This is a genomic window from Neptunicella plasticusilytica, assembly GCF_047922965.1.
GTDB lineage: Bacteria > Pseudomonadota > Gammaproteobacteria > Enterobacterales > Alteromonadaceae > Neptunicella > Neptunicella plasticusilytica.
Genome location: NZ_CP150481.1, coordinates 1,214,463 through 1,231,320, shown reverse-complemented (window position 1 = coordinate 1,231,320; position 16,858 = coordinate 1,214,463). Strand labels below are relative to the sequence as shown.

Below are 16,858 nucleotides of genomic sequence, written 5' to 3'. Positions count from 1 at the left end.
GAAGTAACGATACTCACTCAATATAGGAATGAAAGGGTGCAATATTGCCCCTGCTGTTGCCTGATCGCAAACAGAGGGGCAAATCTTACCCTGTGTGATAACGTATAACGCTTATTCCGGTTGTGCTTGCGGGCGCATATGCGGGAACAGGATAACATCCTTAATGGTCGGGCTGTCGGTAAACAACATCACCAGACGATCGATACCAATCCCTTCCCCGGCTGTGGGTGGCAAACCATATTCCAGTGCGCGGATATAGTCTTCATCGTAATGCATGGCTTCTTCGTCGCCGGCATCTTTTTCTTCGACCTGCTTACGGAAACGGGCCGCCTGATCTTCGGCGTCATTCAGCTCCGAGAAACCGTTGGCCAGCTCACGCCCGCCGACAAAAAATTCAAACCTGTCGGTCACAAATGAATTGTCATCATTACGGCGCGCCAGCGGCGATACTTCCCAGGGATAGGCGGTAATAAAGGTGGGCTGGTCGAGTTTTTCTTCGGCTGTGGCTTCAAAAATCTCGCACAAATATTTACCCGGTCCCCAGATGCCATCCACTTCCGGCTCTTTAATATGTAATTCTTTGGCCATGGCTTTAAGTTCATCCAGATGATTTTCCGGATCATTAATCGCCGTTTCGTTGGCGCCCTTCCAGTATTTGAGGATGGCTTCGCTCATGGTTAAACGGGTGAAGGGCTGGCCAAAGTCGTATTGTTTTTCTTCGGTGACATTGCCTTCGGCATCTTTAACGGTATTTTTAACCACTGTACTACCCAACACATCCAGTGCCAGAGTGCGCAGCATATCTTCGGTTAAATCCATCAGATCATTATAATCGGCATAAGCCTGATAGAACTCAATCATAGTGAATTCAGGGTTATGTCGGGTGGATAATCCTTCGTTGCGGAAGTTACGGTTAATCTCGAACACCCGCTCAAAGCCCCCCACCACCAAGCGTTTTAAATACAGTTCAGGCGCAATTCGCAGATACATATCAATATCCAGCGCATTATGGTGAGTAACGAAAGGAGCGGCGGTCGCTCCACCGGGGATCACCTGCAACATCGGTGTTTCCACTTCCATAAAGTTGCGCTTGCTCAGGTACTGGCGAATACCTTCAACTACTTTGCTGCGGATCAGGAAAGTGTCGCGGGTTTGCTGGTTGATAATCAAATCTACATAACGTTGACGATATTTGGTTTCCTGATCGGCCAAACCATGGAACTTTTCCGGTAACGGACGCAATGACTTGGTCAACAGCTTGAATTCAGCCATATTCACATACAGGTCACCCTTGCCGGATTTATGCAATTCACCGGTCACGCCGATAATATCGCCTATATCCAGACTACCGTATTTTTCCTTGATAACCTGTTGGGCATCTTTGGACGCATAGGACTGGATACGACCTGACATATCCTGCAACACCAGAAACGGGCCGCGTTTGGCCATGATCCGGCCAGCAACACTGACCACCTTGGCCATATTTTCCAGCTCAGATTTTTCACGCTCGCCAAAGGCTTTTTGCAAGTCGGCGGCATAATGTTCGCGATTAAAATCGTTTGGATGCCCATTTGCATTGCAATGGCTGCGGATCAGTTCCAGTTTGCCGCGACGTTCGGCAATCAGTTTATTTTCGTCTTGTTGAATATCAGTCATCGCTATGTAATTTCCAATTAGTCCAGTTACAGGCCAGATTTAAGGCTGGCTTCAATAAATTTATCTAGTCCACCGTCAAGCACGGCCTGAGTGTTGCGTGTTTCTACCCCGGTGCGCAGATCTTTAATCCGCGAGTCATCCAGTACATAAGATCGGATCTGACTACCCCAGCCAATATCCGACTTACTGTCTTCCATTGCCTGTTTCTCGGCATTTTGCTTTTGCAGCTCAAACTCGTATAACTTGGCTTTTAACTGCTTAAACGCCTGATCCTTGTTTTTATGCTGGGATCGATCATTCTGACATTGCACCACAATATTAGTGGGCAAATGGGTAATACGCACCGCCGAATCGGTCCGGTTAACGTGCTGGCCACCGGCACCGGAGGCCCGGTAAGTATCAATACGTATATCCGCCGGGTTAATTTCGATATCGATATCATCATTAATTTCCGGGTAGACAAACGCTGAAGAAAACGAGGTATGTCGACGGTTACCTGAATCGAACGGCGATTTACGTACCAGGCGGTGTACGCCGGTTTCGGTACGCAACCAGCCAAAGGCATATTCGCCGCCAAACCTTATAGTGGCACTTTTGATCCCGGCCACATCGCCTTCGGAGACTTCGATCAGTTCGGTTTTATAGCCGTGCTCTTCGCCCCAGCGAAGGTACATACGCAGCAGCATATTAGCCCAATCCTGGGCTTCGGTACCACCGGAGCCTGACTGAATATCCAGATAACAGTCATTAGCATCGTTAGGACCGGAAAACATGCGGCGGAACTCAAGCTCTTCGAGCTTTTTCAGCAGCTCGGCCAGTTCGCCGTTGGCTTCGTCAAAAGTTTCCTGATCTTCAGCTTCAACGGCCAATTCCAGCAACCCTTCTACATCATCCACACCCTTGTCTAGCTGAATAATGGTATCGACAATTTTTTCCAGTGCGACTTTCTCTTTACCTAATGCCTGAGCATGCTCCGGATCATTCCAGACTTCGGAGCTTTCCAGTTCACGATTGACTTCTTCTAGACGTTCCTGACGTTGATCGAAGTCAAAGATACCCCCGAAGGATATTAGTGCGTTGTTTTACGTCTTTGATGGCATTTTGTAGCGGGTTGATTTCAAACATAAAAATTCAAGAGTCTGCGATAATAATGGAGGCGGATTTTAGCTGACTTTAACCTTAATTCATACAGTTGAGCGGGGATTCTGCTAGAGGTTGTTTATCTTTCATATTCCCCATGGTTGAGAAATAAAAATGTCTTAATCAAGATGCCAGCAACCGCCTTTATGTCATCTAAATGAAATGTTTAAAACGCATCGTATATGGCTTTTTAACCAGTCAGATTACTTCGAACAGCATTTTTCTGGTCTGATGTGTTGACGGGCTGGATAGCTTTGCAAGCCGTCCAGTTGAGGGAAAAACACCGTGCAAAACATGCTGCACGCCCTGTTTTCATTGGCTTGCGACGGACACCCCCTAAAGACCAGCTGAATCGCGACATATGCAGTCCAGCATTTATTAGGTATTAAAAACAACAACCGGGTATGAAGTCTTATCAATATCGCAAAACATACTTATGTATATTGCGCCGTCGCAGGGCCAGGGACTTCTACACCGGGTTTAGGAACACCAAACTGTGATGCAGCATGTCCAATCATTGCCCATTAGCAGTCATAGTTTAGCCATCAGTTAAGGATAGAAGATGTATTTCTTTGTTGCGCGACAACCGATTTTTAATACCGACATGAGTCTGTTTGCATACGAGTTATTGTTTAGAAACAGTGAGCGCAATGTCTATCCGGGTATCGATCCGGATATCGCAACCAGCCGTATGGTTGACGGGATCACCTCGTTACAGGACTGGGATTCATTGCTACAGCGCCAAACTGCCTTTATCAATTTTACTGCTGAAGCAGTGATTAATGAATTACCTTTGACCTTACCCAAAGAGCGGATAGTAGTAGAGATACTGGAAAATTCGGAACCGACGCAAACCTTGCTAAAAGCAGTAATCAACCTGCAACAATTAGGTTACCGTATCGCGCTGGATGACTATCAACACAAGGTCGAGTGGGAAGCATTTTTACCCTATGTGTATATGGTCAAGATAGAAACACCCCTACATACGCAACAAAAATTAATGCAGTTTTGTAATCGATTACAGCAATTTCCGCATTTACGCTTACTGGCAGAAAAAGTTGAAACCCATGAGCAGTTTGAGCAGGCCAAACAACTTGGGTTCAGTTACTTCCAGGGCTACTTTTTTTGTAAACCTGAGATGGTCAAATCCCGTTTTCTGGGGCACTCCAGCGCGGCACTTCTTTATGCGCTGAGGGAAATCAACAAACCTGATGCCAGCGCCGCTAAAGTCGCACAAGCCTGCCAGGGTGATCCCCGCTTGTCGGTAAAACTGTTGCGTTATGTCAATTCCACCCTGTTTTTCCGTTCCACGCCAATCTCTTCAATTAAACACGCAGTGAGTTTTCTGGGGGAGCGGGAACTGCGAAGGTTTGTCTATTTGATGCTGACCACCTATGCCACCTCAGCCAAGTTAACTGAGGTGATAAAAACCTCTCTGGCTCGGGCAAGATTCTGCGAATTATGGGTGCAAAGAACCCGGTTAACATCCAGCAGTGACGAAGCCTTTCTGGCCGGTATGTTATCAATGGTCGAAGCCATTTTTGACGCGCCTGTTGAGACCATACTGGACAATATCGGTTTGTCCGATGAGTTGTTCCTCGTAATCACGCAAAAACAGGGGCTGCTAGGAATGACAATACGGTTGATAGAAAGTATTGAACGTGCCGACTGGCCACAATTCGACGAACTGAAATCGGAACTCAAAGTAACGGATGATATCGCCGCCCAACTTTACGAATCTTCGATTCAGTGGGCGGAGACAAGATTACAAATTTTAACCCGCGAAGCAGAGGTATAAGTTTTACCTGCGCAAATGTTACCGTTTCGGGCAACGCTGACTATGGTAAATTGTAATATTCCAAGCTGTGGAATATTACAATTTTCTTAACCAGATATTGCGGAAACTTACAGGATTACCGTGATCTTGCAGGCGCAGTGAATCACAACCATGAGCTGTGTACGTCGGTGCACCAATCCATTCGGTTACTCCCTGAATTTCAACATGGTTTTGCACTAATACCCCATTGTGAAAGGCTGTGATGGTCGCCGGAGCCTTGAGTCTGCCAGCGTCGTTAAACAACGGTGCGGTAAATACGATGTCATAGCTTTGCCATTCACCAGGCGCTTTAGTGGCATTCACTAACGGGATATGTTGCTTATAAACTGCGCCCGCCTGACCATTGGAATAGGTTTTATTGTTGTATGAATCAAGCACCTGAATTTCATAACGTTGCTGGAAAAACACACCGCTGTTATTACGTCCCTGGCCGGTTAGCAATTCACCTTTGTCATTGGTGACTTGGGTTGGCATTTTCCACTCAACATGTAATTGCACATCACAAAAGGCTTCTTTGCTTTTTATATCGCCGGTACCTGCTACAACCGTCATGGCACCATCTTTGACTTGCCATTTGACAGGCCCCTGGTCAACGCTTTGCCAATTAGACAGGGATGTACCGTCGAACAAAATAATGGCATCAGACGGAATATTATTTTGATCAAAGGTGACGGTTTCCGGCACGGGTTGCCATACTTCGGTTATTTCTGCCTTTTGCCAGTCAGCAATTTCATCCGCCGATAACGCCAACGAACTAAACATAGCGCCAACCAATACGGCTAAGGTAAATTTATTTTGCATTTTTATATCCCTCCTGTGCGGGTAAACGTATTCGGTTTCACAATAAGTGACTGCAGGCAGATCAGCTATCAAACAATCCAGGCCTGCTGGAATAATAATTGATTTTTTCTAAAGGCGTTGTTGTGTAAACAATTGCAACATCAGCTTAATAGAGCCAGTGTATAAGTGAACATAATATGGAACGTATAAAGAATTCGGTTATGACTATAACTATTTCAGCGATAACAGCATAACAAAAAAATTTTTTACATATAAAAAAATCGATAGCTGTAAGGTAAACGTATCTCTAAACAAACTAAATAGCCTTGTTAAATTGCGCATTAGCGTGCCATATCACAACAGGCTTACCAGAAAAGAACATAAGATTAACAAAAAAGTGACTATGATTTTCTCTGCAAATTGTAAATATTTAGGCACCACTTGAATGACTCATCAACGGTTTAGGTTATGCAAGCATTCTGGAAACAGCAATTTCAGTCATTAGAAATCAAACAACTTATAGAAGTGTTTGAACTGATGCCCGACGTACTATTTTGGATAAAAGATATACAGGGTCGTATTGTTTATGCCAACAAGGTTTATGTTGAACATATTGGCGCCAAATCCCTAAAAGAAGTTCATGGTAAAACCGATCTGGACTTTTTCCCGCCGCATCTGGCAAAACAGTATATGCACGACGATGAAAGCCTGTTAAAAGGGCAACTGGTGACCGACCGCCTGGAAATGAATATTACTCAAAACAGTCAATTTGCCTGGTTTTCAACCTCTAAACGTCCTCTCAAAAACGAGCAGGATCACATTATCGGCAGCTATGGAATTACTCGCCATTTCCAGAAATCGTCTCATGCACTGTCTTCGATTGATGCGTTGAAAGGTCCCATCGATTTTATTCGCCAAAACTACAGTCGCGCCATTACCAGTCACCAGTTGGCTGACTTGTGTCATTTGTCGCTGAGCGCGCTGGAGCGACGTTTCAAAAAATATTTGGGTAAAACACCAACTCAATTTATCAATGACGTGCGTCTGGAAAATGCGCGGTTAAAGGTGGTTGAAACCACTTTACCTATTTCGGAAATCGCCTATGCCAGCGGTTTTAGTGATCACAGTTATTTCACCAAACAGTTTAAATTGGTTTTTGGCATTCACCCGTCACAAATGCGTGAACAGGTTCTGCGCGACCGCCGCATCCAGTAAAACCGTCATATAAAAAAGCCGGGACCCTAAGGCCCCGGCTTTTTTATCAGTATTAGAAGCGGTTTACATCTTTTCCATTATTTCGATACCCAACAATTCCAGACCGGATTTAAGCGTGCGTCCGGTCAGTGCGGCCAGCATTAAACGGCTGTCTTTTACCTGCGTGGCAATGCCGTCTTTAAGAATAGGGCAAGCTTCGTAAAAGCTCATAAACAAGCTGGCCAAATCGTACAAATAACTGCATAACACATGAGGTGTGGCTTCTGCCGTAACCTGATTAATGGCCTCAATATATTGCAGCAGCTTGACTGCCAACAATCTTTCCTGCGCTTCATTCAACTGGATATTGGCGTGGGTCTGCTGGCTATCTATTCCGGCTTTACGGAAAATACTTTGCACCCGGGTATAGGCATATTGCAAGTAAGGTGCAGTATTGCCTTCAAAACTGAGCATCGAATCCCAGTTAAACATATAGTCGGTGGTGCGGTTTTTACTTAAATCCGCGTATTTCACTGCACCAATACCCACTTTACGGGCGATTTCTTCACGCTGAACGTCGTCCAGATCCGACACCCGGCTGGCAATCAATACCGCTGACCGCTCTACTGCCTCATCCAGCAACTCAACCAGCTTAACGGTGCCACCACTGCGGGTTTTAAAGGGTTTACCATCGCTACCCAACATCATGCCAAAGGGACAATGTTCGTAGCTTTGTTCGGGTTTGATAAATCCGGCTTTGCGGCCAACAATTTCGGTTTGTTTAAAGTGCAGCGCCTGACGGGCATCGGTCAGGATCAGGTTACGATCGGCATTGAGCGTAAAGGAGCGGTAACGCATGGCAGCCAAATCAGTTGTGGAATATAAATAGCCGCCACCGGTTTTTTGCACAATATAAACTGCAGGATTGCCTTCTTTATCGGCCAATTCCTGAATAAACACCACCTGCGCGCCCTGATCCTCGACAGCAATACCTTTATCTTTGAGTTCTTTAACCACGTTGGCTAAATCATCGTTATAGGCACTCTCGCCCATAATATCTTTGCGTGTCAGTGAGACATTCAGTTTGTGATACACCTCTTCGCTATGGGCAATAGATACATCGATAAATTGCTGCCATAACTGCATGCATTGTGGATCGCCACCTTGCAGTTTAACCACGTATTCGCGAGCGCGATCAGCAAAACCTTGCTCTTCATCAAAGCGTACTTTGGCTTCACGATAAAAATCTTCCAGATCGGATAAGGCTGTTTCTGCCACCTGATTGGCTTGCAACTTGTCATTCAAGTGTGCCAATAACATACCAAACTGGGTGCCCCAGTCTCCCATATGGTTTTGACGGATAACATTGTGGCCCATAAATTCAAGAGCCTTTACCACTGCATCACCAATAATAGTGGTACGCAAATGGCCAACGTGCATTTCTTTGGCCAAATTGGGTGAGGAGTAATCTACTATCACAGTTTTAGGCTGTTCAGTGTCAATTCCCAGGCGTGATGACTGAGCGGCAGTTTCAAGTTGTCTGGCTAACCATTCTGGGGCCAAATGAATATTAATAAAGCCGGGGCCAGCTATCTCAAGCTGGTTGGCAATACCTTCCAGCTCAACTGCCTCAACAATTTTTTCGGCGATATCCCTCGGCTTTTGACGAAGCACCTTGGCTAACGCCATGGCGCCATTAAACTGATACTCGCCAAATTCAGGGCGAGTACTGCGGCTTAGTGGTGCAGGTGAATTTTCGGGGGCACCAATCGCCACCAGGGCATCACGGAATTTTTGTTGTAGCAGTTGAGATATATTCATGGTCACTATTTATTGGTTAGTTAAGCCGCATTAGCGGCAAAAAAACAGAAAATTAATTAAATCCCTCAGCAAACATTAATGCTCTCGCGTAGTACGGAATACGATATCGGGATAGCGTTCTTGTGCCAGTGACAGATTCACCATGGTTGGCGCGATATAAGTCAGATTATCACCTCCATCCAGCGCCAGATTGGCCTCCGCTTTACGACGGAACTCATCCACCTTGCGCTCATTTTCGCCGTCTACCCAGCGCGCTGTGGCAACATTAATATGTTCGTAAATGGCATCCACGTTGTATTCGGACTTTAACCGCGCCACGACCACATCAAACTGCAGTACCCCTACGGCGCCGACGATCAGGTCATTATTAATCAACGGACGGAAAACCTGCACTGCACCTTCTTCCGATAGTTGAATCAGGCCTTTTTGCAGCTGCTTTTGCTTGAGTGGATCTTTTAACCGGATACGCTTGAACAGTTCGGGGGCAAAATTGGGAATACCGCTAAAACGGAACTTTTCACCGGCGGTAAAGGTATCACCAATCTGGATCGAGCCGTGGTTGTGCAAACCGATAATGTCACCGGCATAGGCGGTTTCCAGTACTTCCCGATCACCGGCCAGGAAGGTTAATGCATCGGAAATTCGTACATCTTTACCGATGCGTGGCTGATGCATTTTCATGCCTTTTTCGTACATGCCTGATACCACCCGGCAAAAGGCAATACGGTCACGATGTTTGGGATCCATATTGGCCTGTATTTTAAACACAAAGCCACTGAATTTTTGCTCATCGGCACTTACATCACGCTCGGAAGTACCACGACCCTGCGGCTTAGGTGCCCACTGGATCAAACCGTCCAGCATGTGATCGACACCAAAATTCCCCATCGCGGTACCAAAAAATACCGGGGTTAATCCGCCGGCTAAAAATTCAGTTAAATCAAACTCGTGAGAGGCACCTTTAACCAGTTCAAGCGTATCGCGCAGCTCTTCGGCATAACTGCCAATGGCCTTATCCAAATCAGGATTATCCAGCCCTTTGATAATACGCACCTCTTGAATGGTATGCCCCTGACCACTTTGATACAGCATAGTTTCGTCACGCAACAGGTGATACACCCCTTTAAATTCTTTCCCCATGCCAATGGGCCAGGTTACCGGAGCGCATTTAATTTTCAGGATATCTTCGACTTCATCAAGCAAATCGATCGGATCGCGAGTATCGCGGTCCAGTTTGTTCATAAAGGTAATAATGGGTGTATCACGTAAACGGGTGACGTCCATCAATTTGATCGTACGAGCTTCTACCCCTTTGGCGGCATCAATAACCATCAAACAGGAATCAACTGCGGTCAGCGTTCGATAGGTGTCTTCCGAGAAATCTTCATGCCCTGGGGTATCCAGTAAGTTAACCAAATGGTCTTTATACGGAAATTGCATGACCGAAGTGGTCACCGAGATCCCCCGCTCTTTTTCCATTTCCATCCAGTCAGATTTGGCATGTTGCCCGGACTTTTTGCCTTTTACCGTACCGGCTTTTTGCAAAGCATTTCCGAACAACAATACCTTTTCGGTAATGGTGGTTTTACCTGCATCCGGGTGGCTGATAATGGCAAAAGTGCGGCGCTTGTCGACTTCCTGCTGATATGACATGGGCGATATAAACTCAGAGTTAAAGATTAAACAAAAATTGGCCGCGGATTTTAAACCAAAATGCGTTAAATGTCGCCTGTTGCAACTAGATTGACACTTTCGTTTGTATCTGCGGATCAAGTTAGCCTAAAGCGATATGGTGTTACGACCATCAAGACCTAATATTATTATTAAATTCGCGGATAAAAATCCGTTCAAACTTATTTTAAATTGCTGTCTTAGTCAGCTGTAGTGACAAGTGACGCGTAATAAAACATACTAAAAATCAATAATATAGATTAATATTTATTGGAATAGAGTATGTTAATAAATTAATTGGTTATGGTATCGGAGAAGCGTTCGATACTTACAGGTAACGCTATACTAATATGATGTAAAGCCTTGATGTTACCGTTGGTAGACCACCATCGATAAATAATTTGATCAACCAGGATCATAAGTAAATATGGAATTAAAGCTATCAGCTCCGGATCAAAGCAAAAATAAAACCCGCCATCAATATCCTTTACTGTTTCCGTTCATGATATTGTTATTCGGCACCCTGCTTGGTGTATGGATGCAAGAACAGGACAAATATAAAAACAATTTGATAATTCAACAGTCTCTGCAGAGCAGACTGGATGATATTGGCGAGCAAATAGTTGAAAAGGTAACACTCTATCAGTATGGATTAAGGGGCTTGCGAGGGTCGATAAGCAGCCAGGGCATCGACAATTATCATTATCAACAAATGCTTAACTATACCAAAAGCCGGGACTATGCCCACGAGTTTCCCGGCGCCAGGGGATTCGGTTTTATCCGGCGAATTAAGCAAGATGAACAATCCCGGTTTGTTGCAGAAATGCAGCAAGAGCGCGACGTTTCATTCAAAATTCGGCAACTCAACGCGCACAACGACGACTTATTTGTTATTCAGTACATTGAGCCTGAAATACGTAATAAAGAAGCGGTGGGATTGGACATAGGCTCAGAAATAACCCGCAGAACGGCGGCGCTGTTAGCTGCAGAACAAAATACTCTGGCATTAACTGGCCCAATCACGCTGGTTCAAGATGAGCAGCAAACAAAGCATGGCTTTTTATTGCTATTGCCAGTCTATAAAAGCAGCAGTTCACCTCCGCCTGACCTCCGTTTAGAACAACTTGTCGGATGGAGCTACACTCCCCTACTCATAGGCGAAATCTTAAATAGCATCACTCAAATTAACGACAAATTGTCGCTCACCATTGCCGACGTGTCTGCCGACGACAACAGAATCACTTTTTTTGATCGTCCATCAAAAAGCCCGGAGTTGTCTCAATATAAGGTTGCACTCACTCAGCCTCTATATGGGCGACAATGGCAAATTGAATTGACTGCGTCACAGGCTTTTATTGATTCGCTAACATTACTTCCTGCCAACGACAAACTAAGGCTTTCTATTCTTCTGTCAGTATTGTTGGCCATCATTGCATTTTTTATACAAATTAATTTTTACCGCCGCCGACTTTTGACTCGCCATAAAGCCGAGCTGGCAGCCATTGTCACCAATGCCAACGAAGTGATCATCGGAAAAGATAAAGAGGGAATCATCACAAGCTGGAACGGTGCAGCAGAACAAATGTTTGGTTATGCAGAATCCGAAGCCATTGGTATGAAAGTGATGGATTTGATTGTTCCTCCAGACAAGATTGACGAAGAAGATTATATTGTTAGCAAAATCATTAAAGACGAAAAAATTCGTTCACTAGATACGATCCGAAAAACGAGGAAAGGTAAACGTATCCCTGTATCTGTCAATGTCACTCCCATAAAAGATGAAAGTCACAACGTTATTGGCTCGGCAGTGACTATCCTCGATATCAGCCATATTAAAGAAGCCGAACAAAATTTACTCCGTGCCAACGAAGAGCTGGAACATAAAGTAACACTGAGAACAAATGAAATTGCTCAAGTCTCCGCCTTCCAACGCTCTATTTTTGAAAGTGCGGAGTACGCCATTATTGCAACTGATCAGCAGGGTCTTATCACATTATTTAACCCGGCAGCCGAGAATATCCTGCAGTACAGGAAAGACGAATTAGTCGGTAAACAAACGCCAGCCATTTTCCATGACGCTGAAGAAATTAAACAGCGGGCCCAAATCCTCTCAGCAGAATTAAATACCACCATAGAACCCGGGTTTGAAGTATTTGTCGCCAAAGCCAGACAAGGACACATTGATAATAATGAGTGGTCATATATTCGAAAAGACGGCTCAGTTTGTCCGGTCAATTTAAGCGTTAGCTCGTTAACTAACGATAAGGGCGAACTAATCGGCTTTTTAGGGATAGCAATTGACTTAACCAGACAAAAACAACTTGAGTTTGAGTTGTCACTAACCAAGCTATCCACCGAACAAACCTCTGATGCCGTTTTTTGGCTAACACCTGAATCACGTATTATAAAAGTAAACCAGGCAGCCCATCACACGCTAGGCTATGGACAAGAAGAATTACTTAATATAGAGATTGAGCAATTTTGCCCCGAATATAACGCCGATGAATGGAAAACAAAACTCGAACGACTAAACCAGTTACAACTAGATTCATATTTCATTAGCAAGGATGGCGACAAAGTTCCGGTATCTTTAACCTCTACCTTAGTCAATCTATCCGAACAACAGTTTATCTATGTCGTCGCCAGAAATATCAGTGAACGAATTCACAGAGAACATGAACTGGCTGTGGCGAAGGATGAAGCTGATGCCGCCAATAAGGCTAAATCTGCCTTTTTAGCGAATATGAGCCACGAAATTAGAACACCAATGAATGCTATTATTGGTTTATTGCAACTGGTTCAGCAAACCGAATTATCAGCAAAACAACTCGAATATATAGAAAAAGCCAGAACCGCGTCCACTTCTTTACTCAATTTACTAAACGACATTCTGGATTTCTCAAAAGTAGAAGCAGACAAGTTGATGCTGGAAGAGCATTGCTTCGACTTACATCAACTTATGAGTGAGATCAGTAGCATATTATCAATCAGCCTGGCCGACAAAGATATTGAAGTCATCTATGATATTCCAACTCGCAGTCCGTTTCTGCTTAACGGCGACGGTTTCCGTCTAAAGCAAGTCCTGCTTAACCTGGCAAGCAATGCAATAAAATTTACCGAAAAAGGTGAAGTTGTCATAAGCATAAAACAGGTTCAACAGACCGACGATGCAGTGCAATTAATGTTCGATATTAAAGATACCGGCATTGGCATGTCGTCAAATCAGATACAACAGCTGTTTTCCAGTTTTAGCCAGGCAGAAACCTCGACCAGTCGCCGTTACGGGGGAACAGGATTGGGCCTGGCGATTTCCAAACGGTTAGTCGAATTAATGGGAGGGAAGATTTCCGTTGAAAGTCAACCTGATATAGGTAGTACCTTTTCCTTTAGTCTATGGCTGACCAAGGAAAATAACAATGACGTTTCAGTAACCGATGCTATTGATGTTGATAATCTCCATGTGTTGATCGTGGATGATAACGAACATGCCAGAGCGATTTTGGCCCAAATGCTGAGTGAGATAGGCTGGAAGGTAGACAATGCGTCATCAGGTCTGGATGCCCTGAACAAGATACAAAACAAGCAAAAAATTAATGCATTTTATGATTTGATTTTTATGGATTGGAAAATGCCAGGCATGGATGGTTGGCAAACGGCGGAACAAATTAGAGAAATACTACCTTCCAATCAAGCCAGCTTGATTGTCATGATTACCGCCTACAGCAGAGATATGCTGGCAAACAAACACATGGCAGATTCTGATTTGTTTAACGGATTCTTAGAAAAGCCGGTAACCAAAACGATGGTGTTAAATACCATTAAAGATGCATACAGCCAAGCAACCAGAGAGTCTGTTTCAATACCTGAAAAAACATCCAATAGATTGTCTGGCCTAGAGTTGCTGTTGGTTGAGGATAATCCAACCAACCAATTAGTTGCATCGGAACTGCTTGCCCTTGAAGGAGCAAAAGTTATTATCGCACAAGGAGGCACTTACGCCCTGCAAGAACTGAAAGACAGGACTGATCCGTTCGACCTTATATTGATGGATATCCAGATGCCTGACCTTGATGGATATCAAACAACACAACGCATCCGAAAAATGCCGATTATGCAAGACACCCCGATAGTCGCCATGACCGCCAATGCAATGCAAAGTGATAAAGATGCCTGTTTCGCCGCGGGTATGAATGACCATGTCGGCAAGCCTTTTGAGATAGATCATTTAGTCGATGTTATCTTGAACAATTTACAGCAAAACAAGATAAATCCTGTTCCGCAAAAAACACAAAGCAATCAAGTCCTGTCAGAAGAAGCACTGCATTATTGTCAGCAAGCTAATATCAACGTACTAGATGCCTTCCAGCGCATGAGAAACTCAAAATCTCTATACAGTAAAATACTGCAATCTTTTGACAACGAACTAAAAGACTACCAGGAACAAATAGCCAGTAACCAGCTAACAACAGACACCGAATACACAAAGCGCTTATTCCACTCTTTAAAGGGCACGGCAGCAACAGTCGGTTTCTCTGAAATGATTGATTTTTCAACCCGCCAGGACAAGTTATTGCAAGATGAGCAATATAGTCTCACGTCAGAGGTTATCGGCGAGTTTTCCGTGCTGATCACCCAGGCTATAGAAAAAATCAACCAGTTACAGAAATACCTGGATTAGTTAAGGCAGGCAATTAGTGTAAAAGCGAAGATTGATTAGTAAGTGAACAGAGTCCAAGATGTACTATTAAATGTATTTTAATACATTTAATAGTTGGATAAGCTGAACTTTTTGGAATTCTCATCATTAAATCAGGGATATTTAGGACATGAAATACCTTCTGCCAATGGCCTTACTGTTCTCGGCAACTCTTACGGCACAGCAAAATTTTGATAACCAAAGTTTAACGCCACAGGCTCCCCAATCAACCGCCACACTATCCCAGGATGCCTATTATAACGGCGCTTTTATCGACTCAGAGCAAAATGTCACATTTTATCAAACCGGACTTCTGGCCGGTGGTTTGCTAAAAGAAAACTTCAATCAGAATAACCTGGTATTTAAAAGTGGCAGCTCAATCAACTTTTTCGAAAACGGACAAGTCAAAGCCGGAACGCTGCTGGAAGAAAGCCAAACTAACGGCAATGCCTTATTAGCCAATAGCTATGTGGTGTTTTGGGGTAATGGCCAGATCCGCAACGCCACCATGAAAAAAGACAGTACACCAGAAAATAAAAATCTGATTTTGCCTGTCGATATGGAGGTGCAATTCAGCTCCAACGGGCATATTACTTCGGTCACCCCCTTTAAAGCGGAAAACTATCGCTTATTTGGCAAGCTGCTCAAGGGTCAGGCACAACTGCTATATGACGAAACAACCAATCAATACCAGTTGTACAAAGGTACGTTAGCCGAAGCCGAAATTATTGCCTCGCTGGCGAATGGGGTATCGGCTTATGGCAATACGACTAAAGCAGTGGCGGTGATTGCCCCGCGTAACAGCACGTTTAGTCTTTATCAGGCTAATTCATTGTATGCTGGCGGGCAGCAGTCCTACGATATCTATTACCTGCCAGATTCATTGCAAATCAATAATTATGAGTTTGGCGACAATCCGGCGATTTATGTACGCAATATGCAATTACACGCGATTCAGGTACAACAGGATGTGCGCCTGGATGGGTATCAGTATCAGGCCGGTCAGCTAGTTTTACTGGATCAAAAAGGCAAAGTGGTGAGTCCATAAAGTCAGTTACGAGCATTGAGCTACGAGCTAAAACATGATCACGCCAACAAGACGCAGGGAACGCAAAGAAAACCCTATTTACCACAGAAACACGGAGTTCACAGAGAAATAAGATCAAATGCTTAAGCAACGGGTTCCTGCTAAAACATGCAGGAATAACTGACAAAACCATTAAACTGGTGGTTCGAAACCCTCAGTTCTATGCTTGATTCCCCTTATTCGCTGCCTTTACCCGTTGCCATACATCCTCCATTTCATCCAGCGTGGCCTGTTCAATCGCCAAATCGCGTTGGATGAAATGCTGTTCCACCGCCCGAAAACGCTGCTCGAACTTGTGATTGGCTTTACGCAATGCCGTTTCCGGTTCCACCTTTAAATGCCGCGACAGATTCACTACTGCAAACAGCAGGTCACCCATTTCCTCTTCAACAGCCTGTTGATCCATCTTGGGCTGGTTAACTTCCTGCATCACTTCATCAATTTCTTCATGAATTTTATCCACCACCGGTGCCAGTTCAGGCCAGTCAAAGCCCACTTTGGCACAACGTTTCTGGATCTTGTTGGCGCGCATTAACGGCGCCATACCGGCAGGAATATTGGCCAGTACACTATTATCGGAAGCCTTGCCCTGACTCAGTCGTTCCTGCTGTTTAATCTTGTCCCAATGACGATTTAACTGCGCTTCACAGTCTATTTCCGCATCGGCAAACACATGAGGGTGGCGACGGATCAGCTTATCGACTATCGCACCGGCCACCGCCTCAAAATCAAATTCATTCTGTTCCTGACCAAGCTGGGCATAAAATACTACCTGAAACAGCAAATCTCCCAGCTCGTCTTTAATATCCTCCATGCTGCCATGCTCGATGGCATCGGCGACCTCGTAGGCTTCTTCAATGGTAAAGGGGACAATAGACTGAAAGCTTTGTTTTCTATCCCATGGACAACCATCCTCCGGGTCACGCAACCGCTGCATCACCTCCAACAACTTTTGCAAATTAGGAAACTGCTGCAT

The 16,858-nt window shown here is 44.6% G+C and carries 10 protein-coding genes; 4 read left to right on the top strand and 6 right to left on the bottom strand.

The features are described 5' to 3' along the window. Nucleotides 1-111 precede the first annotated feature (111 nt). Nucleotides 112-1,656, bottom strand: a complete 1,545-nt coding sequence (lysS, locus tag V1467_RS05320) for a lysine--tRNA ligase (RefSeq protein WP_416307757.1) — start codon at nt 1,654-1,656, stop codon at nt 112-114. 26 nt (nt 1,657-1,682) lie between these two features. Beyond that, nucleotides 1,683-2,781 (bottom strand): peptide chain release factor 2 gene (prfB, locus tag V1467_RS05315; protein WP_416307756.1). Its coding sequence is split into 2 segments (ribosomal slippage): nt 1,683-2,705 and nt 2,707-2,781, totalling 1,098 coding nucleotides; the frame shifts between segments, so codons are not numbered across the junction. 577 nt (nt 2,782-3,358) lie between these two features. On the opposite strand from prfB, the gene V1467_RS05310 reads away from it, so the two are divergent. Next, nucleotides 3,359-4,594: an EAL and HDOD domain-containing protein gene (locus tag V1467_RS05310; protein WP_416307755.1), complete on the top strand. Its 1,236-nt coding sequence runs from the start codon at nt 3,359-3,361 to the stop codon at nt 4,592-4,594. A 75-nt stretch (nt 4,595-4,669) separates the two neighbouring features. Here the strand turns inward: V1467_RS05310 and V1467_RS05305 are convergent, their stop codons facing one another. Further along, nucleotides 4,670-5,395, bottom strand: a complete 726-nt coding sequence (locus tag V1467_RS05305) for a 3-keto-disaccharide hydrolase (protein ID WP_416308653.1) — start codon at nt 5,393-5,395, stop codon at nt 4,670-4,672. Between the two features lie 486 nt (nt 5,396-5,881). On the opposite strand from V1467_RS05305, the gene V1467_RS05300 reads away from it, so the two are divergent. Further along, nucleotides 5,882-6,628, top strand: coding sequence for a helix-turn-helix domain-containing protein (locus V1467_RS05300; protein WP_416307754.1), 747 nt, complete (start codon nt 5,882-5,884; stop codon nt 6,626-6,628). A 63-nt stretch (nt 6,629-6,691) separates the two neighbouring features. On the opposite strand, the gene argS is transcribed toward V1467_RS05300, so the two are convergent. Next, entirely contained in the window at nt 6,692-8,428 is a 1,737-nt protein-coding gene (gene argS / locus V1467_RS05295) for an arginine--tRNA ligase (protein WP_416307753.1), read from the bottom strand. A 75-nt stretch (nt 8,429-8,503) separates the two neighbouring features. Further along, the gene (gene prfC, locus V1467_RS05290; RefSeq protein ID WP_416307752.1) at nt 8,504-10,081 is read right to left on the bottom strand and encodes a peptide chain release factor 3; all 1,578 of its coding nucleotides are present in this window, start codon (nt 10,079-10,081) and stop codon (nt 8,504-8,506) included. A 445-nt stretch (nt 10,082-10,526) separates the two neighbouring features. Between prfC and V1467_RS05285 the strand changes: the two genes are divergently transcribed. After that, nucleotides 10,527-14,777 carry a PAS domain S-box protein gene (locus V1467_RS05285; protein WP_416307751.1) on the top strand — a complete coding sequence of 1,417 codons (4,251 nt, stop codon included), beginning with the start codon at nt 10,527-10,529 and terminating at the stop codon, nt 14,775-14,777. Nucleotides 14,778-14,925: 148 nt separating this feature from the next. Further along, a complete protein-coding gene (locus V1467_RS05280; RefSeq protein WP_416307750.1) occupies nt 14,926-15,843 on the top strand; it encodes a hypothetical protein in 918 nt (305 codons plus the stop codon). Between the two features lie 199 nt (nt 15,844-16,042). On the opposite strand, the gene mazG is transcribed toward V1467_RS05280, so the two are convergent. After that, the gene (gene mazG / locus V1467_RS05275; protein ID WP_416307749.1) at nt 16,043-16,858 is read right to left on the bottom strand and encodes a nucleoside triphosphate pyrophosphohydrolase; all 816 of its coding nucleotides are present in this window, start codon (nt 16,856-16,858) and stop codon (nt 16,043-16,045) included.